Source organism: Candidatus Desulfatibia sp., from assembly GCF_036446775.1.
In the GTDB taxonomy this organism is placed as follows: Bacteria; Desulfobacterota; Desulfobacteria; order Desulfobacterales; family UBA11574; genus Desulfatibia_A.
In genome coordinates this window covers 1-24,048 of record NZ_JAZFTO010000305.1, presented here as the reverse complement: position 1 = coordinate 24,048, position 24,048 = coordinate 1, and the positions used below count along the sequence as shown (strand labels likewise).

General features: G+C 44.4%; 23 protein-coding genes and 2 pseudogenes. 19 read left to right on the top strand and 6 right to left on the bottom strand.

All coding sequences use genetic code 11. The features are described 5' to 3' along the window. The first annotated feature begins 19 nt into the window (after nucleotides 1–19). The 18 genes and pseudogenes from V3S16_RS14210 to V3S16_RS14125 all read left to right on the top strand — a co-directional run bounded on the left by V3S16_RS14210 (nucleotide 20) and on the right by V3S16_RS14125 (nucleotide 18,690). Entirely contained in the window at nucleotides 20–733 is a 714-nt protein-coding gene (locus V3S16_RS14210; protein WP_413886056.1) for an energy transducer TonB, read from the top strand. Continuing rightward, on the top strand, nucleotides 734–2,059 hold the full coding sequence (tolB, locus tag V3S16_RS14205) for a Tol-Pal system beta propeller repeat protein TolB (RefSeq protein WP_413886054.1): 1,326 nt from the start codon (nucleotides 734–736) through the stop codon (nucleotides 2,057–2,059). A 28-nt stretch (nucleotides 2,060–2,087) separates the two neighbouring features. Then, nucleotides 2,088–2,651: a peptidoglycan-associated lipoprotein Pal gene (gene pal, locus V3S16_RS14200; RefSeq protein ID WP_413886052.1), complete on the top strand. Its 564-nt coding sequence runs from the start codon at nucleotides 2,088–2,090 to the stop codon at nucleotides 2,649–2,651. A 760-nt stretch (nucleotides 2,652–3,411) separates the two neighbouring features. Beyond that, nucleotides 3,412–4,053, top strand: coding sequence for a tol-pal system protein YbgF (ybgF, locus tag V3S16_RS14195; RefSeq protein ID WP_413886050.1), 642 nt, complete (start codon nucleotides 3,412–3,414; stop codon nucleotides 4,051–4,053). After that, complete coding sequence (locus V3S16_RS14190) at nucleotides 4,054–4,536, top strand: crossover junction endodeoxyribonuclease RuvC (protein ID WP_413886048.1); 483 nt, start codon at nucleotides 4,054–4,056, stop codon at nucleotides 4,534–4,536. After that, nucleotides 4,536–5,162, top strand: coding sequence for a Holliday junction branch migration protein RuvA (gene ruvA / locus V3S16_RS14185; RefSeq protein WP_413886047.1), 627 nt, complete (start codon nucleotides 4,536–4,538; stop codon nucleotides 5,160–5,162). Before V3S16_RS14190 ends, ruvA begins: the two co-directional genes overlap by 1 nt. A gap of 1 nt (nucleotide 5,163) precedes the next feature. Continuing rightward, a complete protein-coding gene (gene ruvB, locus V3S16_RS14180; protein WP_413886045.1) occupies nucleotides 5,164–6,207 on the top strand; it encodes a Holliday junction branch migration DNA helicase RuvB in 1,044 nt (347 codons plus the stop codon). Nucleotides 6,208–6,210: 3 nt separating this feature from the next. Then, nucleotides 6,211–7,017: an S-adenosyl-l-methionine hydroxide adenosyltransferase family protein gene (locus V3S16_RS14175; RefSeq protein ID WP_413886043.1), complete on the top strand. Its 807-nt coding sequence runs from the start codon at nucleotides 6,211–6,213 to the stop codon at nucleotides 7,015–7,017. Nucleotides 7,018–7,149: 132 nt separating this feature from the next. After that, complete coding sequence (locus V3S16_RS14170; protein WP_413886041.1) at nucleotides 7,150–8,094, top strand: hypothetical protein; 945 nt, start codon at nucleotides 7,150–7,152, stop codon at nucleotides 8,092–8,094. Nucleotides 8,095–8,098: 4 nt separating this feature from the next. Next, on the top strand, nucleotides 8,099–9,943 hold the full coding sequence (locus V3S16_RS14165; protein WP_413886039.1) for a M14/M99 family metallopeptidase: 1,845 nt from the start codon (nucleotides 8,099–8,101) through the stop codon (nucleotides 9,941–9,943). Next, nucleotides 9,933–10,304, top strand: coding sequence for a bactofilin family protein (locus V3S16_RS14160; RefSeq protein WP_413886037.1), 372 nt, complete (start codon nucleotides 9,933–9,935; stop codon nucleotides 10,302–10,304). Before V3S16_RS14165 ends, V3S16_RS14160 begins: the two co-directional genes overlap by 11 nt. A gap of 160 nt (nucleotides 10,305–10,464) precedes the next feature. Then, nucleotides 10,465–12,213, top strand: coding sequence for an FHA domain-containing protein (locus V3S16_RS14155; RefSeq protein ID WP_413886035.1), 1,749 nt, complete (start codon nucleotides 10,465–10,467; stop codon nucleotides 12,211–12,213). A gap of 828 nt (nucleotides 12,214–13,041) precedes the next feature. Continuing rightward, nucleotides 13,042–14,388 (top strand): GGDEF domain-containing protein, encoded by a 1,347-nt coding sequence (locus tag V3S16_RS14150; protein WP_413886033.1) that lies wholly within the window; start codon nucleotides 13,042–13,044, stop codon nucleotides 14,386–14,388. A gap of 1,335 nt (nucleotides 14,389–15,723) precedes the next feature. Continuing rightward, nucleotides 15,724–15,996, top strand: a pseudogene (locus V3S16_RS14145) (adenylate/guanylate cyclase domain-containing protein); the annotation flags it as partial. 28 nt (nucleotides 15,997–16,024) lie between these two features. Then, nucleotides 16,025–16,234 (top strand): hypothetical protein, encoded by a 210-nt coding sequence (locus tag V3S16_RS14140; RefSeq protein WP_413886095.1) that lies wholly within the window; start codon nucleotides 16,025–16,027, stop codon nucleotides 16,232–16,234. A gap of 682 nt (nucleotides 16,235–16,916) precedes the next feature. After that, nucleotides 16,917–17,336: a MarR family winged helix-turn-helix transcriptional regulator gene (locus V3S16_RS14135; protein WP_413886031.1), complete on the top strand. Its 420-nt coding sequence runs from the start codon at nucleotides 16,917–16,919 to the stop codon at nucleotides 17,334–17,336. A 65-nt stretch (nucleotides 17,337–17,401) separates the two neighbouring features. Then, nucleotides 17,402–17,614 (top strand): CDGSH iron-sulfur domain-containing protein, encoded by a 213-nt coding sequence (locus V3S16_RS14130; RefSeq protein ID WP_413886029.1) that lies wholly within the window; start codon nucleotides 17,402–17,404, stop codon nucleotides 17,612–17,614. A gap of 338 nt (nucleotides 17,615–17,952) precedes the next feature. Continuing rightward, on the top strand, nucleotides 17,953–18,690 hold the full coding sequence (locus V3S16_RS14125; protein WP_413886027.1) for a dienelactone hydrolase family protein: 738 nt from the start codon (nucleotides 17,953–17,955) through the stop codon (nucleotides 18,688–18,690). Nucleotides 18,691–18,872: 182 nt separating this feature from the next. Here the strand turns inward: V3S16_RS14125 and V3S16_RS14120 are convergent, their stop codons facing one another. The 6 genes from V3S16_RS14120 to V3S16_RS14095 all read right to left on the bottom strand — a co-directional run bounded on the left by V3S16_RS14120 (nucleotide 18,873) and on the right by V3S16_RS14095 (nucleotide 23,679). After that, on the bottom strand, nucleotides 18,873–19,055 hold the full coding sequence (locus V3S16_RS14120) for a hypothetical protein (protein ID WP_413886025.1): 183 nt from the start codon (nucleotides 19,053–19,055) through the stop codon (nucleotides 18,873–18,875). Beyond that, a complete protein-coding gene (locus V3S16_RS14115; protein WP_413886023.1) occupies nucleotides 19,052–19,507 on the bottom strand; it encodes a DEP domain-containing protein in 456 nt (151 codons plus the stop codon). Before V3S16_RS14115 ends, V3S16_RS14120 begins: the two co-directional genes overlap by 4 nt. A gap of 24 nt (nucleotides 19,508–19,531) precedes the next feature. Continuing rightward, nucleotides 19,532–20,725 carry an MGH1-like glycoside hydrolase domain-containing protein gene (locus V3S16_RS14110; RefSeq protein WP_413886021.1) on the bottom strand — a complete coding sequence of 398 codons (1,194 nt, stop codon included), beginning with the start codon at nucleotides 20,723–20,725 and terminating at the stop codon, nucleotides 19,532–19,534. Between the two features lie 118 nt (nucleotides 20,726–20,843). Further along, nucleotides 20,844–22,457: a glucose-6-phosphate dehydrogenase gene (zwf, locus tag V3S16_RS14105; RefSeq protein ID WP_413886019.1), complete on the bottom strand. Its 1,614-nt coding sequence runs from the start codon at nucleotides 22,455–22,457 to the stop codon at nucleotides 20,844–20,846. Continuing rightward, nucleotides 22,426–23,343 carry a phosphogluconate dehydrogenase (NAD(+)-dependent, decarboxylating) gene (gene gnd / locus V3S16_RS14100; RefSeq protein WP_413886017.1) on the bottom strand — a complete coding sequence of 306 codons (918 nt, stop codon included), beginning with the start codon at nucleotides 23,341–23,343 and terminating at the stop codon, nucleotides 22,426–22,428. Before gnd ends, zwf begins: the two co-directional genes overlap by 32 nt. 141 nt (nucleotides 23,344–23,484) lie before the next feature. Further along, a complete protein-coding gene (locus V3S16_RS14095) occupies nucleotides 23,485–23,679 on the bottom strand; it encodes a hypothetical protein (protein WP_413886016.1) in 195 nt (64 codons plus the stop codon). A 55-nt stretch (nucleotides 23,680–23,734) separates the two neighbouring features. On the opposite strand from V3S16_RS14095, the pseudogene V3S16_RS14090 reads away from it, so the two are divergent. After that, nucleotides 23,735–24,048, top strand: a pseudogene (locus V3S16_RS14090) (group II intron reverse transcriptase/maturase); the annotation flags it as partial.

Genomic DNA, 24,048 nt, shown 5'->3' with positions numbered 1-24,048 from the left:
CGGCTTTAAAATGGAGAGAATGCCTACGCTTTCAGTGATAAATGTCAGCATGGTTACATTGCCCGCCCAGGAAAAGAGACCGGCGCCGGGCCGGCAGTTGCCGGTTCAAACCCAAAAAAAGTTAAATGTTCCCAAAAATTTGCCTAAAACCGCTTCAGAAGTTTACCAGGAGCCGCCCAAAGCTGTTTCTGCGGCGCCAAAGAAAAAAATCAAAAAGTCTCTCAAAAAAGAGACCTTCAAGTCTTCGAAGATGATTAAGCGTGCCATAACAAGGCTCGAAAAGAAAGTTGAGGAAGCCAGGCCCGCTCAGATTACCCAAGCGATTGATCGCCTGCGGGATAAAGTCGGTAAGATCGAAGAGCTTGATAAACAAAAGAACAAAGCCCTAAAGGGTCCGGCTCGGCCGGGCGTTGGCGAATCCGGTAGAAAGCGGGCATTGGAACTGCTTGATATTTACCGGATTGAAGTAGCCTACCAGATTCAAAAAAACTGGGCCTTTGTTGAGCAGTTGGCCGGTGGCCGCAGCGATCTTGAAGTTAAACTGGCTTTTAAAATTATGCCCAGCGGTGAAATCAGGGATATCTGGTTTGATAAAAGGTCCGGGGACCGCTATTTGGACGAGTCAGCCAAAAAGGCTGTCCTCAAATCGAATCCGGTACGTCCGCATCCACCGGGGGTTGCAAGGCCGTCTGTAATAGTCGGCTTGAGATTTACGCCCAAGGGAGTAAAGTAGGTGATAACCGTATTACGCCTTAAAACCATTTTTTTGATCACAATCGTGTCCATTATTATTGCTCCGGCAGTATGCCGAGCAGAGTATGATTATATTGATATTACCAATCCTTTTTTGAGAAAGATTCCAATTGCTGTGCCTTTATTCAAGAACATGTCGCCTGACAAAACTGCAGCACAGGCAGCACGACCGGCATCTGATTTACTCTCCGATACTTTGGAATTTACCGGCTATTTTAAGATGCTTGACCGTGAAGCCTTTTTTGTTGACCCGCAATCCGAATCGGTCTCTTCAGTAGTTAACTTCCATAACTGGACCGGTATCGGCGCAGAGCTTTTGATCACCGGCCAAATTCTGGTTATTGATAATCTGGTTGAAATGGAGCTTAGACTGTACGACACTTTTAAAGAAAAGCTGTTGGTGGGCAAAAGATACAAGGGATGGCTTAATGATCAGCGTAAAATGGTACGCCGCTTTTGTAGTGAAGTGATATTTTTTTTAACCGGTAACAGAGGGTTTTTTAACAGCGAAATCGCATTTATTTCCACCGGTTCGGGGAATAAGGAAGTTTACATTTCCGATTTTGACGGTTATAATCCCAGACAAGTAACAGACACAAAGAGTATCACTATTTCGCCGGCTTGGTCGTCGGACGGAAAATGGCTCGCTTACACCTCATATATCAACGGCAACCCGGATCTTTATATTAAAAACTTGAAAGAAAAGCGCGGCGCTGTTGTTGCCAAAAAAGGGATTAATACAACTCCTAGCTGGGTTCCGGGCAAATTTGAATTGGCGGCGACCCTTTCATTTTCGGGCGACCCGGAAATTTATCTGTTGACCGGAACCGGGAAAATTATTAAAAGATTAACATATACTTGGGGAATTGATGTTTCACCGACCTGGTCCCCTGATGGCAAAAAAATGGCCTTTGTATCCAAAAGGTCAGGTACGCCCCAGATTTATATCAAAAATATAGAATCCGGTCGGACTGAAAGGCTTACATTTATAGGGCATTACAATACGCAGCCAAGCTGGTCCCCCCAAGGGGACAAGATAGCATATTCGTCCATTGACAAGGGTCGGGGCAATATTTGGGTAATAGGCATTGACGGCAATGATCCGATTCAATTGACAAGCGATGAAGGGAACAGCGAGTCGCCGACGTGGTCCCCGGACGGAAGCCTGATTGCCTTCAGCTCGACTCGTGAAGGGCCCTCAAAAATTTATGTTATGACTGCTTATGGAACTGACCACCGCAGGCTACTTACATTGCCGGGTAAGCAGACAGAACCAAAATGGTCACCAAGTCTTATAAATAAATAAGGTACTATATTTTTAAAAGGAGGGAAAAATGCGAAAAAAGATGTGGATAATTCTGGCCCTGTTATTTGTAATCCCCGGATTGCTGTTTACGGTTTCATGTGCAAAAAAGACTGTCAAGGATGAAACTGTCTTACAACAACAGGCAGAGGAAGAGGCGCGCATCAAGGCCCGCGAGGCTGAACAGACGGAAAGGCAGCGTAGAATGGAAGAAGAAAGTTTGCAGGAAGAAGCAAGACGCAAGCTGGCGGCTGCCCAAGAAAGGTTCTTGAATGAAGACATTCACTTTGAATTTGACAGATCCGATCTACTTCCGGAGGCACAGGAAATTTTGAGATGGAAGGCGGCATGGATGCAGAAGAATCCAAATGTTCAAGTGACTATTGAGGGACATTGTGATGAGCGCGGGACCAGCGAATACAACCTTGCCCTGGGTGACCGGCGAGCCAACAGCGCCAAGTCCTATTTGATGGATCTTGGCATTTACGGGTCGCGGCTGAACACTATCAGTTACGGCGAAGAACGTCCCGCAGAGTATGGTTCCAACGAAGAAGCCTGGGCCAAGAACAGGCGGGCGCATTTAACGCTTGAATAGAATATCCCGGCTGAACACAATCGTGAGTGAGTCAAAGAATTGCTGATATTACTTGCAGTCGAATCCTGCTAAAGCGGGACTGCAGGAAGCTTCAATTTTCTTAATGGCTTATAAAGATAGTGAAAATTGGCAAGCGGCAGACGGGATGCCGCTTGCCTGATGTAAGGCATGAGCCCGCCTTTTACGGCGGGCTGTTTTTTGGTAAAACACCGACAATTTAAACCACTACCTGCTAAAACAGGTAGATTTCTGTTCCAACTGAAAGTCAGTCGAAAGGTACTTGGACGAATTAGGTTCACCGTTCTGGGTTCTGCGTTCTGGGTTATTCGTTCTAGGTTCTGCGTTACAGGTTCTGCGCTCTGGTTTCGGATTCTGCGTTAACCCTTAAACCTTTGAACCCGACTCGGCTGAGCTCGTCGCAGGCTGAACCTCTGAACCTCTGAACCTTGAACCTTAACCGCAAATCATTATGATGCTAAAGCTTTTCGCCTAAAAGGCGAAGGTTTTAAACCTGGCGAATGGAAAAATAAATACAATGAATCGATGTACACTTCAAACCATTGTTATTGGTTTATTAGGGATGATAATGCTGTTAGGGTGTGCCGGACAGCAGGATGTTCTAATCCTTGACAATCGCCTGTCTGTGATCGAGGAGCGTAGCGCTGCGACAGAACAACGGAGCCGGCAGTCTGAATCGCGTCTTGATGAATACATTAAAAACGGGCAGGATTTAAGAGAACGAGCTGCCGGCCAAAATGTATTGATCGGTCAGCTCAGAGGAGAGATTCGCGTCTTAAGGGGACAGCTGGAAGAAACGGAATATCTGCTCAAGCAGAAAATTAAGGCTTTTAAAGGTTCAAAAGGCAAGCAAAAAAAACAACTTGATAGAATTGAGCAGATGATAAGTTCAACTAAGGATCGAATTCTACATATAGAACAGTACCTCAATCTTGAAACAACAGAATCAGAGTTAAAACTTGAAAAAGAGCCCTATACAAAATCCGATATTCCTTCTAAAAAAGAACTTTCAGCAGACAAAATCTACAAGTCGGCAAGACAGGCTTTTGCTCAAAATGATTTTGAAACAGCCCGGGAAGGATTTGGGCAATTGCTAAAACGTTATCCGAAATCACCGCAGGCTGATAATGCTCAATTTTGGCTTGGTGAAACCTATTACCGTGAAAAGTGGTATGAAAAAGCCATTTTAGAATACCAGAAAGTCATAGAAAAATATCCAAAAGGAAATAAAGTTCCGGCCTCTCTTCTCAAGCAGGGTTTTGCCTTTGCCAGCCTGGGCGACAAAGCCAACACCCGTCTGATTTTAACGGAACTGGTAAAAAAGTATCCAAAATCGAATGAAGCTAAAATCGCAAAACAAAAATTAAAAAGGTTAAAGCCTTGAATGGTAACGGTTATCGGAATAGATCCAGGGCTGGCTGCTACTGGTTTTGGAATCGTCCGGGGCAGCGGGCTTAAGATAGATGACTTTTCCTTCGGCAGTATTAATACTCCGAGAAATATATCTTTACCACATCGTCTTGAAAAAATTTATTCGAGACTAATGCGGGTTTTGGAAGATGCACAGCCAGATCTTATGGTAGTTGAAGATGTTTTTTCCGTTATAAAATTTCCAAAGGCAGGCATTACCTTAGGGAAAGTTAACGGTGTTGTTCTGCTGGCCGGGTGTAAGGCTGACGTACCAGTTGCCGAAGTCCCCGTACGCGAGGCCAAACAGATATTGACGGGCAACGGCAATGCCAGTAAAAAGCAGCTTGAAAAGGCTGTGCGGCATTTATTAAAACTGCAAACACCTATTCGGCCTTACCATGCTTCCGATGCGATGGGTTTAGCGCTTTTGGGCCTGTTTCGTTTTAAAAAAAGATAATGATCGGTTACCTTGAAGGCACATTGTTGAAAAAGGAGGGAGAAAAGATACTCCTGCTGGCCAACCAGGTTGGATATGAGGTTTTACTGCCCGCCTTTGTAATGGAGACCTTTCGAACAAAATCTATTGGCGAAAAGATATCCCTTTATATTTTTCATCAGCAGACCGAGCGCCAACCCAAGCCGCTACTGATCGGTTTTAATCTTGAAGTCGAGAGAGAATTCTTTCAACATTTTATTTCGGTAGAAGCCATTGGCGCCATGAAGGCGGTTAAGGCCCTGGATATTTCTGTGCGCGAGATTGCCAGGGCCATAGAGGCCAAAGATGTACAAAAGCTAAAGCAATTAAAAGGAATTGGTGAACGGACTGCTCGCAAAATAATAGCCACCCTTGAAGGTAAAATGGACAAGTTTGCATTAATCCGCAAAGCGGAGAAAGTAAAGATATTGGTAGAGGAGGATGTTGCCCAACAGGTCATGGATGTCCTTGTTGTTCAGTTGGGCCATAGAGCCAGTGATGCCACGCGGATGATTGCCGCAGCCATGCAACGCAACAGTGCGATTACTACTTCTGAAGAACTCTTTGAAGAAGTATATCGGAGCGAGAAATCAAGGACTGATCAGTAATATGACCGACGATATCCTATCAGATTCTTTTAATAAGCAAGGTGTACTGGCCGGGGCAGGCCTGCCGGACGACCGGGAAGCGGCAATTCAGTCCCTGCGACCTGAAAAACTCGCAGACTATGTCGGCCAGTCTGAGGTGGTGGAAACCCTTAAAATTGCTATTGAGGCGGCCAAGCAGCGCCAGGAGCCGATGGACCACATTCTTTTGCACGGACCGCCAGGTCTGGGGAAAACAACCCTGGCGCATATTATTGCCAATGAAATGGGAGGAAATCTTACGTCAACTTCCGGACCTGCCCTTGAAAAGGGCGGAGATCTGATCGGCATCCTTACGCATCTTGAAGATGGAGATATTCTTTTTATCGACGAGGTCCACCGCCTCCCAAAGTCGGTGGAAGAGTTTCTTTATCCTGCCATGGAGGATTTTGCCGTTGATTTTGTCTTTGATAAGGGGATGTATGCCCGCAGTCACAAATACCGCCTGAATCGATTTACGCTTGCCGGGGCGACTACCCGGGTAGGGCTCTTGTCGGCGCCCCTGCGGGATCGATTCGGCATTTTCAGGAACCTTGATTTTTACAGTGAAGAAGAACTGGTCAAAATCATCAGACGTTCGGCGATGTTGCTTAACGTTGAGATAGATGATGAAGGCGCCGTCGAGCTTTCAAAGCGATCCCGAGGAACGCCCAGGATAGTAAACAGGCTTCTCAAACGGGTGCGGGATTATGCCCAGGTGCGGGCGGACGGAGTCATTATCAAAAAAACAGTTACAGAAGCATTGTCCCTGGAAGGGGTTGATGAAAAAGGGCTCACGAAGTTTGACCGTAGCTACCTGCAAACAATTATCAAGTTTTATAAAGGCGGTCCGGTTGGCATTGAAGCTATCGCTGCCACCCTTCAGGAAGAGACTGATACGCTGGTAGATGTGGTTGAACCCTATCTTTTGAAAATCGGAATGGTCACAAGAACATCTTCAGGTAGAAAGGCATCGGATACAGCGTATCGTCACTTGGGGCATAGTATTCAGCAAAAAATGTTTCACTGAACCATGTCGATAATTACACTCTTAACGGATTTTGGCCTTAAAGACACATATGTGGGTCTCATGAAGGGCGTTATCCTGTCAGTAAACCCGGATGCCGTGATTACTGATATTACCCATCACGTTGATCCCCATGACCTGAGCCAGGCGGCCTTAATCATTAAATCCTCTTATCGTTATTTTCCGGCAGAAAGCGTGCATGTCATTGTCGTGGATCCCGGTGTCGGGAGCCGGCGCGCAATAGTTGCTCTTAAGATGATGGGACAGACATTCCTTGCGCCGGATAACGGGATATTGACATTGATAGTCGATGAAGGGGATATTGATGCAATCGTTCGGGTCGAAAATTCGGACTATTTTTTGAAAACGGTCAGCCAGACTTTTCACGGCCGGGATATTTTTGCTCCGGTCGCGGCACATATCTCCCTGGGGGTCGATCTAGAACGGTTGGGAACGCCGATTGCTAAAAAAGACCTGGTCCTCATAAGAATTCCCAAGCCGTATGTTGGCAAAAGAGATGAACTCGTCGGAGCGATAGTCTCCATAGACCGTTTTGGTAACTGTATTACAAATATTGATTCAGATTGTCTGGCGGCTTTTGTAAATGCCGGCAAAAACAAAAGGCTTCAAGTCGCGATCGGACAGAGTAAAATAGAGGGATTGTCTTTAAATTATGAAAGTGCAAGTCCCCAGAGCCCTCTGGCCATAATCGGCAGCTACGGATATCTGGAGATCGCCGTGAATTGCGGTAGTGCCCAGCGCTATTTAGGGGCCGCAAAAGGAGATGCTGTTCACTTGACATTGTCCAAATAAAATCGCTAAAGCGATTTTATATGAAGCGGCTCTGCCGCGCCGAAGCCCTTTTTACCCGAGGTTATTGAGAAGTTACGATTGTTGAACTTAATACAGTGATATGTTAGATATACAGATAAGAGAATGCAGCCTATGAAACGTCTTTCGGGAAACCGGGTAAAAGAGTTAAACGGAATTGCCGTACCGAAACCAAAAAAGAGGGCCAGCCACTGGACCCTTTTGTTCGTAGAAGATCGTGGAAAAGTAATTTCAGTCAAGCGCTTTAAAGGATTGGCGATTACACTCACTTTTACGGTTTTCATTGTGTTTGCCTTAGCGGTTGGTCTTTATTTTATGTACAACAGCAAAGCTGAAGAAAATAGGATCCTGATAAAAGCTTTGGGAGTTTCACGACAGAAGGTAAAGACTATGCAGGATGAAAAGGAACTCCTTATGGTTCGTATGGTCTTGGCTGAATCGAAGATTAAAGCCGGCCGGATCGAGACCGAAGAAAAAACAATTGAAAAAAAGACGGACCGGTCTAAAGATAAAAACGCTTCTGCCGCTATTAAACCCCCAGTGCCGGATATTAAAAAAGTTGTTGAAACCGTAAAAGAAATACCGGCTGAAAAAGAGGTTTTAATTGCAGCAGTTCAAGAGGATGAACCGGATATTTCCGAACCAAGCATGCCGGATGCAGAACCACCAATCGTCCGCATTGAAGAATTGATAGTTTTGGATACATTAGAAAACGATAACTTGAAGGTAACGTTTAAACTCAGAAAAATCGATCAGAACACCGAAACGATTTCAGGGCATGCCTTTGTGATATTAAAACATGATAGGGATGACCGGAAACAATGGTTTACAATTCCGTCTGTCTCTTTGGTATCAGGCAAGCCTTCCCAGATACGCAGGGGGCAATATTTTTCAATTTCCCGTTTTAAAACCATGAAATTTCAGCACAAATACTCGGGTGACCTGAATCGTTTTCAATATATGACGATATTTATTTATACCGCAGATGAAAAGCTGTTGTTGGAGAGTGAATTCCACATAAGAGTTCAGAAAGAGAATCCTGAACCGAAGGAAGGATAAAATAGTGTTTCCAACTGTCAACCGAGCCGGATTTGTTGTGCACGTCAAAGCCGGAATAATTATTTTTGTGATTGTACTTGTTTTTATGCTGCCGGGTTCTGTCCGTGCCCAGAAAAGGATACACACCGCTTTTTTTGAAGGTACGGATTATGAACTTAACGTATATAGAATCTACGGTAAAGAACCCGGCAAAACACTGCTGCTTATCGGCGGGATCCAGGGAGATGAGCAGGGGGGATACCTTTCCGTTGATCATTATGCCGATATCAGCCTGGCGCAAGGGAATCTTATTGTCGTACCCAGAGCCAACTTTCGATCCATAGTGGCCAAGCGCCGCAAGATAAATGAAGATATGAATCGAAAATTCGCCGAAGATCCCAAAAGCAACTATGAAACCAAAATTGTTGCAATTCTAAAAAAGCTGATCAGTGAGAGTGATTTCCTGCTTAATTTGCATGATGGTTCCGGTTTTTATTCCGAAAAGTGGGAAGGGCCCAACAGAAACCCGAAAAGGTACGGTCAGTCGATTATTGCAGACGTCGATATTTATGTGGATCCTAAAACCGGAAAAACGATCCGGCTGGGCGACATGGCAAGGTTTGTCAGTCAGGAGATCAATAAAAATATAAAAAATCCCCGCAACCATTTTCATTTCAATAACCACCAAACAAAAGAAATTGCCTCCCTGCATAAAGAACAACGAAAATCCGCCACATATTATGCTTTATATACATATGGCATTCCGGCTTTTGGAATTGAAAGCAGCAAAGCTCTTCCCCTGGAGCAAAAGATTCGCCATCATAATCTTGCCATCAATGCCTTTATGGACTACTTGGGGATTGTACCCGAAACACCGGGAATTAACCTTGAGCGTCCGGCACTCAACTATCTGGTCGTTTCGATCAACGATTCTTTGCCCGTGGTAGTCAAGAACCGGCAGTCACTGTCGATCAACGCCGGTGATACGATTATGATATCTCATATTGAGTCCAATTATAAGCGCGGACTGACTGCCGATATTGTCGGTTACGGAACCGTAAGCGATATCTTTAAGAAAATCCGGATCACAGGACCAACAAAAATTATTGTGCGCAAAGATTACTATGCATGCGGCCGCATCAATATAAAAATGAGGGGCGGCGGGAAGAAGATAGCAGTTGATGTTGCCGTATCAGATCAACAAAAGTCAGGCTCGGGCATGCTTTTATACAAGGTCATAATTAACGGCGAAGAACGTATCTTTGAAAATGAAGAGCACGTCAAACTCGTAAAAGGTGACAAATTTGAAATTGTGGATGTAATTAACTATATTGGCGATACTTCTGATTTGATTGTTAATCTCAAGGGGTATGTGGGAGATCCTGACAATAACACCGGCGAGGACCGGGGATATGTCATCAATACCAGCCGAGATTTGTGGAAAAGCTATTCTCTGGAGAAAAGAGGGAAGTATTATCAAATGATCGTCGAAAATAATGGTGATATCATTGGAAAACTATTCTTTGATCTCGAAGACCCGGTTTTGAAATATATAGTTTTAGGGACGGAAAACGGCGAACTGCGTGGTTTGACTCCCGGTGACACGGTTTTGGTGGATGCCGATAAACCTTGGAAGCTGTTTGATATAAATACTAATGTTGTTCGGAATGCAGGCGTGAAGGCCTTTATTGCCGGTTCCGGCTTTGTTAGGCGGCCTGTAGATATTGGCAAGCCTATGGCGATAAACAACATAGCAAACAGCGAGGCAGACAAAGCATCATGTCGTTATCGCCTGGAAATTGAGCGTGATAAGATATTCCTCGGTTCAGTTACTTTAAATTGTTCGCAGGAGACGCATAATGAAAAATAAATCCAAAGACTTTTCCATCATTGACAGAGAGTTGACGGTTGACGGCACGATTTCCAGCAAAGGTAAGCTGGTGATCAAAGGGGTTGTCAAGGGGACGCTTATCGGGGAAACCGTAATTATTGCCGAGGAAGGGAAGGTCTTTGCCGATACAAAAGCTTCCAGTATGACCATTGGCGGCACGTTCGAGGGAGAGATCAGGGCTTCAAAGGAATTGATTATCCTTTCTACCGGAAACTGTTCGGGTAAAGTAGTCTGCAAAGATTTTGTGGTGGAAGCCGGGGGGGTTTTAAACGCCCAGGTAAATTGCATTACATCTCAGGATTCTAAATCTCAGCAGGAGTTGTTGGCGGTTAAAAAATAAATCAGTTCCTTGAGGCAGTTTCAAAACATCCCCTTTCGTGGCACAACTTTTTTCATTGCCACCCCGCCTGCCAAAGTAAGTCCGGCGGGCAGGTGTGGCATTTTTTTTTGGGCGTCTGTTTTCGGGGCTTATAAGGGCATGATACGGGAGTGTATCTGATATGAAAAAGTCGATTACGGCCTTCTTTGGGTTTGCTTTGATTTTACCGGCACTGTTATTCTGTAGTTACGCTCAGGTCGAAGCTAAAAAAGAAGTGGCGCAGCCGGAGTCCCGCCCCGCACTGATAGAACTCGATATTGCTCTGGTCTTAGATAATTCCGGCAGCATGCAAAAAAATGACCCGCACTTTTTAGCCCGGGAGGTCGTTACGAATTTTATGGTTGGATTCGGGGAAAATTCTCGTATCGCCATGATTATTTTTGACCAGGAGGCCAAGCTGGTTGAATCGCTTACAGACCTGACAGGTTTGATGGCCAGGGCCAATTTTCTTAAAAGCCTCGAGCAAGTTAATTACAAAGGGTTGTTTTCCGACAGTCCGGCGGGAATCGAAAGGGCTATTTATGAGCTTAAGCTAAACGGGCGAAGCAATGCCCGCAAAGTGATCATTTTGCTGACCGACGGTATTGTAGATACCGGAGACAAAGCCCAGGACCTTGAAAAGACCAAATGGCTGAAGGAAGATCTGGCCCAGGAGTGCAGGAATGCGGGCATTAAAATTTTCGGTATCGCTTTTACGGACAAGGCGGATTTTAGTCTGATACAGACGCTGGCTTTCAAAACCGAGGGCGAATATTTTCGAGCGTACACGGTTGAGGATATACAGAAAGTTTTTGATAAAATAAGCAACCTGATCAGCAGACTGCCGTCCGGACCGCAGCTCGCGGACAAGGGCATTATGCTGCCATCGCCCGCAGGCAGTGAAACAACGGCTCCGGCAGTTACATCTAAGGCACCACCTTTGGCAACAGAGCCTGTTGTTGCGGCAAAAAAAACACCGGCGCAGTTTAAAAAACCGGGTTCCTTTGTGCTTATTCTATTAATCGGCATCTTCGTTCTGCTGGCAGCCATTGTCATGATCATGGCCTTAAACAGGAAAACCAGAATGTCCGTTCCTGGGGCCGCCGGCCGGTCTCGCAGGGACCGGTACGCACCTCCCATGCCCCGGGCCGAACTCATTGATGTCAAAAATATTACCGGTCAAAAAACTCTGGAGTTGAACAAGAGCCTCATAAAGATCGGCCGGGACACAAACAATGATGTTGCCATCCCCGCAGAGACCGTTTCGAGTCTGCATGCTACCATTGAATATCAGGATGGTTTTTTTTACCTGGAAGATCAGAGGGGCAAAAATAAAACCTACATCAACGGCAAAGAAATCGCACCGCATGCACCTATAAAACTCAAAAGCGGTGATGTTATCAAAATCAATGTATATAAATTCATCTTCATTCTTCCGGATCTTGTTCCAGCCGGTGAAACCGTGATAGATTTCAGCGGTAAAACTGAAACTCAGGTCCAAGCGGCCACCATTATCCGTGGACAGGTTATGTCAACCCTGGAGGCTTCCGGCATGCCTCAGGCCATGTTGATCGATGTTAAAAACATCACCGGCAAAAAGACCCTGATTTTGAATAAAAGTGTCATTAAAATCGGCCGCGGCGTGCACAATGATGTTGCCATAGATCAGCATTCCGTATCTGGTTCGCATGCTGCCATTCAATACAAAGAAGGGTTTTTTTACCTGGAAGACCAGCGGAGTAAAAATAAAACACGGTTAAACGGGGAAGAGATCGCGCCGCACACACCAATAAAACTCAAAAGCGGCGATGAAATCGTGTTCGATATCTATAAATTCATATTTCTTTTAGAACAACAAACGCCTTCCGGTGATACGAACGAGAATTGGTAAGTACAGACCTCGTAAATAATGACAGATTGCGGGGAAAATTTTGGACAAAACGCGCCATTTCTAATCAAAGAGTTGGGTTCAAAGGTTCAATGTTCAAAGGTTCAGAGGTTGATCCCCTCATTTAATTACCCCTATGGGATCAATGGTATAGGAAAAAAGCGCGAAGCGATTAACCCGACTCGGCTGAGCTCGTCGCAGGCTGAACGCTGAACGCTGAACCTCCTAACCCAGACCGACCGGATGTCCAATTTTTTTGCAATCCCGCAGTATATAAAGGTCTACGGTCATTTTTATCTGATGAATGACGAGGTCTGAAGTAGTATCCTCATACCGATTTTTATTGTGTCAAAAAATCCAGCATGATTGTCAAATATTCATCATAATAATCACATCCGGACGATTTGTATATTTCAGCTATCTATTTGAAATATATTGATATCAGTTTTTTATACAACCGTTTGTTCAAATTTGCATGGTTCTTGCATTTATTTAGACAGGATTAACAGGATCTTCAGGATTTACTTATAATTTTCACAGTTTCCAGCCTGTCCCGCTGAAAGCGGGGAAGAAACTGTGAAAGACTAATCTCCTATCGGTGGAAATTAGATTATTAAGCTCGAATCACATAAGTGACCGTGGCTTTCAGGTATTACATATTCGCCGAAGGCGATGATGTTTTAGCCGTTTCATCCCCGCTTTCAGCGGAACAGGCAGGGACGGCTAAAGATTAAAAATCCAGTCAATCCTGTTAATCCTGTCGAATATAAAACTACAATTAAGCCCACCGGATTCTTTGATTTTTTTTGCGAAACCGATAGAGGTGAATTTATGGATAAAGATCAATCAGCCGAGCTAGAGCAATTAAAGCAAGATTTCTATAAAAAAGAGCAGGAAAGCAATAAGGAAAAAGAGTGCCTTTTAAAAGTCATTAATTCGTTTGGTATGGTGATGGCAACGCATGAGGAATTTACAGAAGAGTTTGGCGCCATCAAAAAAAGCGTGAACACGGACAAAGCTTTGCCACTGGATTTGATTGAGAAGGAAACTGAGAAGCTCAGAAGCAAGATTTTTACAATGGAGACCGCCAGGGGATTTGATGAAGAAGGGATAGTACAACTGGATGAACTAAAGGAGAGCCTGCTGGGGGTATGCAGAATTGTAAAAAGAATTACAGTTGCTCTTCTTGATGATTTTTATCCGCTGACCAGTGAGTTGAAAGCAACTGCCGACTCGATTCAAATCGACTGCCGTACCGATATAACCCAGGCTGAACTGGAGGACACCACGGTTGACTTTTTGAGTTTTATTAAAAATCTTAAGGTCAAGATTGCGGAAGACTTCAGATATATCAATAACACTTTGCTTACACTTTTAGAACATGTCAAAAAACTGGAAAAGGATTTGGCAGGCGAATTTGATGAAGATGTCAGGCAAAAAGAGATCGAGCAGTTTGAGATAAAGATTCACGATAAAGTAGGATCAATAGTCGACTCTTTTAATATCCATACAAGCATTGATGAGATAAAGAGAGCTGTGGTTGAAAAGCTGGTGAAAATAAAAAGCCTGGTGTCGCAAAGAAAAAAGAAAGAAATGAAAAGGATTCGAAAATCCAAGAAAAATATTAATAGACTTAAAAAAAGGATCGCTGTGGCGGAACGGGAAGTCGGCGAAATGACCCAAAAGGCCAAATATTTTCAAACGGCGGCTACAAAAGACGGCCTCACCGATCTTTACAACCGTAATACTTTTGATTTGAGGGTAAAGAGTGCTCTAGAAACTTTCGATGAAGGCGGCCAACCATTTTCAGTAGTGCTTTTTGATATAGATGATTTTAAAAATATCAATGACACCTTTGGTCATCTGTCCGGGGATAAAGTTTTACAAAAAGTAGCTCAGTGTCTGCAAGCAACCTTTCGCAAAAATGATTGCATAGCAAGATTTGGAGGCGATGAGTTCGCGGTTGTCATTGAAGGGCTGGGTGAAGAAATGGCCCGGGAAAGAATCGTGAAATTTAAAGAAAATTTCAGAAAAAAACGTTTTTATTCCCGTAATACCGGAGATATCAAAGTGACCATAAGCGCCGGTTTTGCGCAGGCCATGGCCGGAGAAAGTTCTGCGGACATTCTGCGCCGAGCAGATATGGATATGTATGCTTTGAAGAAACAGAAACACTAAGGTCTCGCTAAGGTTTCCGCCGATGCGGCCCATCCAAAACATCCATCCGGAATTTGTCATCAAGAATTTATAGCGATGCTTTAAATATTTTTTGCAGGAAATTAAGGTTAAGTTTTCCCCCATAATGGCCGATATAATATCAAACGAGACCATCCTCCGCCCGCCACAGCGGGACCGCGGGGCTGCAACTTATTACATGGAAGGAGAGACAACAAATGGAATTGTTATTTGAATCATTTATGGAAATACCGCTTGACTTTGTGAGGCTTCAGGGCCTGGTCCAATTGATTATTATATCCGGATTACTGATTTTTAAGCTGATGATACCTAACCCTAATAAGGTGAAATCAGAACAAAGTGACTGATAATAGGTCAGAGTGTGCTTCATAATCGGATTGCGTTTTTTGCTTATTATTGTACAATCCTAATTGAGTTAAAATTCAATTAGATATTTGGCCGCATTCAGCCGAGCCCCCCCCCACGATTTTGCTAAAAACCGGGCACATTCAGAGAATGCCAAAAAAGATAGACTGCTATAAATGCCGGCATTACTATGTCACCTGGGACAAAAATTTTCCTCATGGCTGCAGGGCCATGGGTTTTAAATCCAAACAACTGCCTGCCATCGATGTCCGGGTCAGTTCTGATCAAGATTGCCTGCTAATTAAACCTAAGAGAAAAAAAAATAAGGAAAAATAAGTTGGCTCTTCCGGAGAATTTGTGGGTAAATATTACAATTAAGCCCACCCACAAATTCTTATGACGATCCTGATTTTTTATGTCAGAGATTTATGATCGCAAAGGTAGTTGATTAATATCCGAAATCTGGTAAAATCAATTTTAATGATCTGAGGAGGGCCAGACTGTCAAATTTTGGGAGGTAAAAGGGGTAAAGGGCGATTGCTGAATTTTACCAAAAAGGCACCCTATTTACTAACCTGAACCGTGGCAGAAGAGGCGCAAAGATATTTCATGACAAGCAGGATTAGTGGCGGCCTGTCCTCTCTAAAGTGTTTTTAGGAACGCTACCAGGGCATCCACCTCCTCTTCAGACTGGACCGACGCCCGAGGATAACAGCAACAGCGAGGAGAATCAGGAGCACGCCAGACAATATGAGCTTTATTTTGATGGGAAGCAGCCAAGCTCCGGCGTAGCGATATTGCCAGTCCATAAATCCAAGCAACCAGCCCGCAAGACCAAACACAAATCCTCCCATCACTAACCCCATCGGCAAATGGATGCTTTTGGGGGCTGAAGTGGATGAAGATAACCAATCCTTGCCAGTGTCTGATAGACAAATTCGATCATATTGAGCCCCTTCTGCCCCAGGCTGAATGGTGGATTTCATCTCGATGTTTACAGCCGAAGCGGCGGGTACCGGGAAAAGGCGAGCAGATGGTCAGCTACAGTTGCATTTCGGTCGATTCAACCCCCAGGAGGTGATTGAACATCTTACTGAACCTGATGGAAGATATGCGGCAAGAATGCGCTCCGTTACCGTGCTGTTTGCGGATCTTAAGGGTTTTACAAAGATGTGCGACAATACGGACCCCGCTGAAGTAGTATCGATCCTGAATGGTTACTTCCGGTGCATGAGCGAGGCACTCGCAAATCATCACGCAGGTGACCGAACTTATGGGAGATGGAATACTGACGCTATTTGGTGCCCTCAGGTCCAATCCATGGCAGGTGCAGGATGCTGTGATGGGTGCGCTGGCCATACGAAAGGCGCTGGTGGAGTATAATGAAGAACTCCGTTCCAAGTCCCTTCCCGAACTGTCATTTGGAATCGGTATTCATCAGGGCGAGGTCTTGGCCGGGGTAATGGAATCCATAATACGGTAGCCGTCGACAGGTCAAATAAGCGGTGAGGAATGACCAGGAGAAGTGCCATGAACAACTACTCAGCCTTTTCGGTAATTCGCGTCCTTTTGTGTGAATAAGATCGATCACAAAATGCGGGACGAACCGGACCAGTACCATAGTTATGCGTATATCCAGATGCCAATTCTTTAGTCCATAGGCTGAAGGATGAGTACCCTGGCATTAATTGGTGTTGGGAAGCCATGTCATTCAAAAAGTGGGTACTCAACAAATATCCAGGGATATAAGCAGATTGATTTTCCGCCCGAAAAGGATTTTTTGTTTAAGGATTTAAAGTGTGCAATTCGGTTATGACCCTACAGTATTCCAGATTATCTGCACTTGTGACGGTTTTGGCAAGTAGTCTACAGGCTGGGTTTATGGCTTATGCATTAAACCTTAAATCGGTAAAGTTCAAGATTTGAAACGGAAATCGCAAACGGAATTGGGCGGCATGCCGCATTTGCGTTGAGCGAGACTAGCGGTGTTCATAAATACTGAATTTAAATAAAGGTTCATGCAATAAATTAATATATGGAATCAAGCTTGACAAAATGCTAACAATAGGACAGTTTAATATTAAACGAATTAATATTTAATCATATGCAAACTATCAACCATGGATAAGAAAAGCATTAAGGGGTTAGGATTCAAGAGTAGGGCTGTGACATCATTTTTGCAGTATATGTGGGCCTACGAAACTATCAAGGCACGCATATTCAGCATGTTGAATAAATACGGATTAACAGCCAGCCAGTTCGGGGTGCTTGATGCCCTGTTTCATCTCGGTTCCCGTTCACAGCGTGATCTTGGTACTCACATACTGAAAAGCGGCGGCAATATTACCATGGTTATTGACAATCTTGAAAAGGCGGGACTTGTAAGAAGAGAAAGAAGTGTAGAAGACCGAAGGTTCATTTACGTTCATTTAACGGATAAGGGCAAAAAACTATTCGTTGAAATTCTTCCTCTCCATTTAAAAGCTGTGGAAGATGAAATGAGCGCCCTCACATCCCGCGAGATGGAGGAACTTGGTCGTCTGTGTGTTAAACTTGGCTCGAAAAAAGGAGGTGATAGGAAATAACATCATATTTTTTTTGCGAATTAGTTGAATGTTAAATTAATCAAATATTAAAAGGAGAAAATCTTATGACTAACCCCATAATTAAAGAACTTGAACAAGGAACATATTATTGGTGCAGCTGTGGAAAGACTGAGACACAGCCATTTTGTGACGGTTCACACGAAGAAACAGGGCTCACACCGCTTGAATTTGAGATAACTGATATGAAAGAGGTGGCATTATGTAATTGTCAAAAAACCAAAAATCCACCCTATTGCGACGGGTCGCATAAAAAATAATGGCGTAGTCATGGAGTGGATTGATTTTTCTATCAATCCACTCCATATCAATTATAACAGAAGTCAGCAATGTTCAATAAATTTGTTCAAACAGATGATGACGTATCAAGTGGAATGACCCCCTAAAACTGCACAAATCAGTATAAAGAATCAGAGTGTCCTGACAGGGATTTGGGGTTGATTCCAATAAAAATTCAAATTCACTTGGAGGACGATACCCCCGGGCAGAGTGAAGCCGCTTTTGGTTATAAACATCTTCGATAAAGTCGCCGATTGCCTGTGTGATTTGGTGCCGAAACTTGAGTAATTACCGAAAATAATTTGAAAGGAGGAATAGTATGAAATACTTTTTCACACTTTTTTTTGTATTGATTTTTTCATCTTCTGCTTACGCTTCTGGGAAGATAGTATCTTACAAGGTGAATGGAGAACCTTATGAAGGATATTTTATAAGCCCTTCTCCCAATGCCACACTGATACTGCTAATCCATGACTGGGACGGTCTGACGGATTATGAAGTGAAACGTGCCAATATGTTGGCCGATATGGGTTATGCGGTTTTTGCTGCCGACTTGTTTGGCGCCGGAGTTAGGCCAACAGAGGTAAAGGATAAACGCCGGCACATCGGTGAATTGTATAAAGATCGCAAAAAAATGCGCTCCCTGTTACGAGGTGCACTGGAAACTGCAAAATCCGAAAGCGCCAATGCTCGTAATGTTGTCGCAGTGGGATATTGCTTTGGTGGTGCCGTTGTCCTTGAGTTAGCCAGGTCAGGAGCAGATATGAAAGGCTTTGTCACATTCCATGGTGGGTTGAGTATTCCAGCAGGGCAAGACTACTCCAAAACGAAGGGCAAGCTGCTGATTCTGCATGGAACTGCAGATACTTCCGTTACCATGGATCAATTTTCCAAACTTGCCGGTGAGTTGGAGGAAAAAGGCATTTCGCATGAAATGATTACCTACAGTGGAGCTCCACATGCCTTTACCGTATTTGGTTCCAGCCGGTATCGTGAAGATGCTGATAAAAAATCATGGAAACGCTTTACGGAATTTCTAAACGAGCTGAGTAACTGAAGAATTCCTATTGATCCAGTTTTTCTTTGAACTTAGTATGTTATATGCCCCAATATGAGAATAGAATGGAGTCGTTTTATCAAACCTCTTAATATTATTGCCGCGTTTAATATTTTTATGTATCTCTAATCAAAAACAAAGTCGAAAAAATCGTAAAATTTTACTGCTGCTCATCACTTGGTTCAACGCTTGAACGCCATGAGGCGGTAGAAGATGGCTTTAACGGTCGGTGTAAGACGCGCGCGGTTATATGCGTCGCCACATTGACGAATGGCATCAGTCGCGGTCGGATAAGGATGAATAACATTGGCCAGCTTGCCAAGCCCCATCCCACTCTGCATTGCCACCGTGATTTCGCTGATCATATCGCCGGCATGGCTTCCGGGTCGCGCTCCGGGATTGCCGGCTGTAGCGTGAGGATTTGGGCTTCCGCTGGCGCGACCGGCGTAACAAAATCCGCCCAGCTGACGGAGCTGCCATCAGGTTTGCGTGCCGCTATGCCGTGGTCCTCATCAGACGTGAAGCGGTAGAATAAATACTTGTTCTCAAACGAGTGTGCGTCTTGTACATGATGAAACACGCCGGCATTTAACATCATGTTGCCGATGCGCACGGCATCCTCTTCGTTGCCGGCAACGTCCTCGTCCACCAGCTTCTTGACCGCCTCATTTCCGACAAAGCATTTCATATACGTCTTCGGCGGGAATCCATATTTACGATCTCGGATGTCGAGGACACGCTTCATGCGTGTGGCCAACTCTTCAAGATCGGTGCTGTCGAACGACGCTTCAACGTCCTTGTGCTCTTCTTTTGCCATGTTACTTATCCTTTTTTATTATTTTCAGTTTTCACTGCTTAATTTTTGGGCAATAAGATCAATAATCAATGCAGCCGTCCACGAAAAATCTTTCGCACCCAGTCCTCTGCCGGAATCAGGATCGTAATACTCATAAAAGCCGTAGCGATCAGTAAGCGCAATTAATGAATTTTCAATCCACTCGGCAAGCTCCGCTTCGCCATACTGTCTTACTCCCTGAGCAATATACCAGTTAATATTGACCCAGACCGGGCCTCTCCAGTAAAATTCTCTTTCAAAGTCAACCTGACACATATCATAGCTGGGTATGGCAACACAGTCCATATCTGCTATACAGAAACAATGCGTTCGAAGCGTATCCAAGACCACTGCTCCCCTGTCCTTATCCGGGATACCGGCAAAAAGGGGCATATATGAAAAAATCGTATCCCGTTTTATGTGTTTCTGGTGCTTAAGATCAAAATTATAATAAATGCCTTCATTCTCATCAAATAATTTTTTATTTATCGCCGTTTTGAGATTTTCTGCTCTTTCATGGTGGACGTGCGTATCATATTCCAGGACTTCTGCAATCTTCCCAAGGTCCAGTTCGGATTTACAGAGAATAGAGTTAAAAAGAACTCCCTGGATTATAAATGGATGATTTTCTAAGATTTTTTTCCAATCATAATTATTTTTATATAGATTTTCAATGAGGTATGAATACTTTTCAATATATGTACGCTTGGGCCGCTCACCCTGTTCTGCAATCTCATCATATTTTTCTTGCATACTCAAAGCCCATTCACTGGTGTCTGTTATGGCAGCAAGCGGTTCATCCCACAACGGAGCATTATCAAGTCCCGATTCCCATGGATGGACAATAGATACAAGATTTTCAGCCTCCGGATCACGCCAAGTAAAATAAAAATCATGGAGTTTTTTTAGTTTTGGATATATTTCCTTTAAGAATGACAACGCCCTTTCCTTATCAGGATCAAGCTTTGCGGAATCAACTATCATGGTAGCATGTACAGAGGGCTGGCTGATACCTGAAGTAAAAATACCGGATGGAACTTTTCCTGAATTGTCGGCGTTCCAGTAGTCCGGTCCCGGGAAATGATGGGTATACTCAGGGTTGAAAATGATATGCGGGAGAAAGCCATCACTAGCGAAACAGGCTTCCCCAAAAGCTGTTCGGTCATAAGCCGCTGAAGTATTACGTAGGAAATATCGCATGCCTTACAACGCTTTTTGATACGGAAAAAAAGAAACTTCCCGGCATACCGATAAAGGGTCAATCTTACAGTTTTCTTTTTCGTCATATTATGCCTATATCTCCGACTCCTTTTCTCCACTAAATACGACTTATAGTTCGAGGTCCCCAACTTCCAGATTCATAAAAATGAAGCATTTCCGACTTGTTGTCACAGGTTTCACACTCATTTAATATGGGTGTTAGAAAGGACCAGCAATGTTCAAGGCTGTCCTGGCGCCAGAAAAGCATCTGATCACCCAACATGCAGTCGATGAGCACTTTTTCATAGGCATCCAGGATAGGCCCGGTATAATTTTGATGATAAGAAAAATCCATGTTTACAGAACGTAGGCACACCCGTGCACCTGGATTCTTTGTCTGAAAAGTAAGGGTGACTTTTTCATCCGGGTAAATACCGAGTGTTAATTGATTGGTATCAATGCGCTCTCCCAGGATTTGCCGAAACATGGAGTGGGGAATCTCTTTAAACTGAATGGTTATTTCAGTTATCTTTTTGGCCAAACGTTTACCGGATGTAAGGAAAAAAGGAACGCCCTGCCAGCGCCAGTTATCAATGAAGACTTTCATTTTAGCAAAAGTCAGCGTCAGCGAGTCAGGATTTATTCCGGGTTCTTCGCGGTAGCCTGGAACCGGTTTTCCATTAATTTTGCCCGGGCCATACTGCCCGAGTACAATGTATTCGTTGAGCTTTTCAACCGGAAAAGGCCTTAAAGAGCGAAAAACCTTTACTTTTTCATCTCTAACACGACCGGTTTCAAATTGGGACGGCGCTTCCATGGCCGTAAGGGCCAGCAGCTGCATCATATGGTTTTGAAACATGTCCCGAATAACCCCTGCCTGTTCATAATAACCCGCCCGATGTTCGACACCTAAAGTTTCTGAAGCGAGTATGTTGACATGCTCAATATATCTTCGATTCCAGAGGGGTTCAAAAATGGCATTGGCAAAACGAAACATCAGTACGTTCTGGACCGTTTCTTTTGCCAGATAATGGTCTATCCTGAACATTTGGTGTTCTTTAAAATATCTCTGAATGCTCTGATTCAGTTCAACAGCGGTCTTAAGGTCACGGCCAAAGGGCTTCTCAATAACAAGCCGTGACCACCCGTTACCGTTTTCTCTTTCCTCACTAAGACCTGCCTGTCCTAACATTTGCGCAACCGGTTTATAAAGAGACGGAGGAAGTGCAAGGTAAAAAATTTTGTTTCCCTGGGTATTATGTTTCTGATCCAATTTCCTGAGGAACTTGGCCAGGTTAATAAAAGAACCCAAATCTCCATAATCAACGGACCGATAATGAAGAACATCAGAAAAGGCCTGCCATTTTGCATCATCCATAAGGCCTTTTGCCATCAAGGACTTTTCCATTTTTCCTCTGAATTGCTGATCGTTCAGCTTTGTTCGACCGCACCCAACAATACGAAAAGAATCCGGCAGACCGTCATTTAAATATAAATTGAAGAGGGCCGGAACCAGTTTTCTGGCAGTCAGATCCCCTGAGGCTCCAACGATAACGATGGTACAAGGATCACTATGCTCGACGCCTATACATTTCTTGGGGCTAATCTCCTGAGCAGGTGCGCTGACCTCAATAATGGGATCTGTAGCATTATTCTTGTTTTTCATATCGTTATCCATGGAATTTTCTCTTTTCATCCATTTAACTTTTTTTATCTGTGGAAACCACTGCATGTCCGCCAAACTCCCTGCGAAGGGCTGCAAGGACTCTGTCGGTAAAAGGGTCTTCCTGCCGGGAACGAAAACGCCGCAGCAGAGCAAGGGTGATGACCTGGGCCGGCACGCCGGTTTCCAAGGCCTGCTGGATGGTCCATCTTCCTTCTCCTGAATCTTCAACATATCCTTTGATATCTGAAAGTTTTGCGTCTTTTCTAAAGGCGCCTTCAGCCAGTTCCAACAGCCATGAACGCACCACGCTCCCCTGATTCCAGAGATGGGCAATATCGGCATAGTTGAAAGAATCCGCATAATCGGATGCCTCCAGAATTTCAAACCCTTCACCATAAGCCTGCATCATCCCATATTCAATGCCGTTATGTACCATTTTAACAAAATGACCGGCACCTGATGGCCCGCAGTAAAGGTATCCCTCTTCCGGGGCCAGGGTTTTAAATACAGGTTCCATGTGATGAAATGTGTCTTTTTCTCCACCGATCATCAGGCAGTAACCGTTCTGAAGTCCCCATATCCCTCCGCTGACACCGACATCCATAAACCGGATATTTTTTTCAACAAGGAGTTCGGCTCTACGAATGTCATCTTTATAATATGTATTGCCGCCATCGATAATGATGTCGCCCGGCGAAAGGAGGTCTTTGAGCTGATCAATATGATCATCCACCGCCTGTCCGGCTGGAAGCATTATCCATACGATGCGGGGTTGAGAGAGCTTTTCAACAACCTCGGCAAGCGAATACGCCCCGATAGCCCCTTCTTCTTTGACCATCGCATCGGTCTTTTCCGGCGAGCGGTTGTAGGCAACGACCGCGTGGCCTCCGCGCAGCAGCCGTTTCGCCATATTCATGCCCATTCGTCCCAAACCGATCATTGTAACCTTCATAGTCTTTTATCCTTTTTCTTTCTTTTAATATTCTACAGGGGTTTCCAAAATAACGCTCCATTTCTGCTGCCGGATAAGAACGATTCAGTCGGAAAATATTTCTGAAACCAACTCTATTTGCCGTTAAGCAACCAATCATAGTCAAGGTATTTTACTTTTATCATACTTTTGCTGTCTTCCAACTGTTTTTTTTAGATCTTCCTGGGCATATTTCAAAAAGAAGCCGCCAACATCGTTATTGAAATCTTCTGAAAACCATTTAAATATGCTGCTTACATAAAACGTTCGCCTTTCAAGACTGTTGCGCCGGGAATCATTGATAAATGCCCGCGCCATTTCATCCAGTTGCTGCTCCAGAATGTCCGCTCGATAGGGTTCAGGTCGCAGTAACTTGCGGGACTGCTACGAAGCACTGGACGACGACAAAGCCGTCGGTGTGGATGGCGTGACCAAAGAACAGTACGGGGAAAACCTCGATGGGAACCTTCAGGACTTGTCAGACCGGCTGAAGCGTATGGTATATCGTCCACAACCCAGACGCCGGAGCTACGTACCGAAGCCGGGCAGTGACAAGGGGCGCCCGCTGGGAATCAGCTGTTTTGAGGATAAAATAGTTGAACTGGCGGTCAAACGCGCTCTGGAACCGATCTACGAGGTAATCTTTGAAGACAGCAGTTATGGGTACCGACCCGGTCGCAACCAGCA

Excerpts from the sequence above, each read along its gene's own strand:
- V3S16_RS14210 (WP_413886056.1), top strand. The coding sequence starts at position 20 with ATGCCTACGCTTTCAGTGATAAATGTCAGCATGGTTACATTGCCCGCC.
- pal (WP_413886052.1), top strand. The coding sequence starts at position 2,088 with ATGCGAAAAAAGATGTGGATAATTCTGGCCCTGTTATTTGTAATCCCC.
- V3S16_RS14190 (WP_413886048.1), top strand. The coding sequence starts at position 4,054 with ATGGTAACGGTTATCGGAATAGATCCAGGGCTGGCTGCTACTGGTTTT.
- ruvA (WP_413886047.1), top strand. The coding sequence starts at position 4,536 with ATGATCGGTTACCTTGAAGGCACATTGTTGAAAAAGGAGGGAGAAAAG.
- ruvB (WP_413886045.1), top strand. The coding sequence starts at position 5,164 with ATGACCGACGATATCCTATCAGATTCTTTTAATAAGCAAGGTGTACTG.
- V3S16_RS14175 (WP_413886043.1), top strand. The coding sequence starts at position 6,211 with ATGTCGATAATTACACTCTTAACGGATTTTGGCCTTAAAGACACATAT.
- V3S16_RS14170 (WP_413886041.1), top strand. The coding sequence starts at position 7,150 with ATGAAACGTCTTTCGGGAAACCGGGTAAAAGAGTTAAACGGAATTGCC.
- V3S16_RS14160 (WP_413886037.1), top strand. The coding sequence starts at position 9,933 with ATGAAAAATAAATCCAAAGACTTTTCCATCATTGACAGAGAGTTGACG.
- V3S16_RS14155 (WP_413886035.1), top strand. The coding sequence starts at position 10,465 with ATGAAAAAGTCGATTACGGCCTTCTTTGGGTTTGCTTTGATTTTACCG.
- V3S16_RS14150 (WP_413886033.1), top strand. The coding sequence starts at position 13,042 with ATGGATAAAGATCAATCAGCCGAGCTAGAGCAATTAAAGCAAGATTTC.
- V3S16_RS14140 (WP_413886095.1), top strand. The coding sequence starts at position 16,025 with ATGGGAGATGGAATACTGACGCTATTTGGTGCCCTCAGGTCCAATCCA.
- V3S16_RS14130 (WP_413886029.1), top strand. The coding sequence starts at position 17,402 with ATGACTAACCCCATAATTAAAGAACTTGAACAAGGAACATATTATTGG.
- V3S16_RS14125 (WP_413886027.1), top strand. The coding sequence starts at position 17,953 with ATGAAATACTTTTTCACACTTTTTTTTGTATTGATTTTTTCATCTTCT.
- V3S16_RS14120 (WP_413886025.1), bottom strand. The coding sequence starts at position 19,055 with ATGATCAGCGAAATCACGGTGGCAATGCAGAGTGGGATGGGGCTTGGC.
- V3S16_RS14115 (WP_413886023.1), bottom strand. The coding sequence starts at position 19,507 with ATGGCAAAAGAAGAGCACAAGGACGTTGAAGCGTCGTTCGACAGCACC.
- V3S16_RS14110 (WP_413886021.1), bottom strand. The coding sequence starts at position 20,725 with ATGCGATATTTCCTACGTAATACTTCAGCGGCTTATGACCGAACAGCT.
- zwf (WP_413886019.1), bottom strand. The coding sequence starts at position 22,457 with ATGCAGTGGTTTCCACAGATAAAAAAAGTTAAATGGATGAAAAGAGAA.
- gnd (WP_413886017.1), bottom strand. The coding sequence starts at position 23,343 with ATGAAGGTTACAATGATCGGTTTGGGACGAATGGGCATGAATATGGCG.
- V3S16_RS14095 (WP_413886016.1), bottom strand. The coding sequence starts at position 23,679 with ATGGCGCGGGCATTTATCAATGATTCCCGGCGCAACAGTCTTGAAAGG.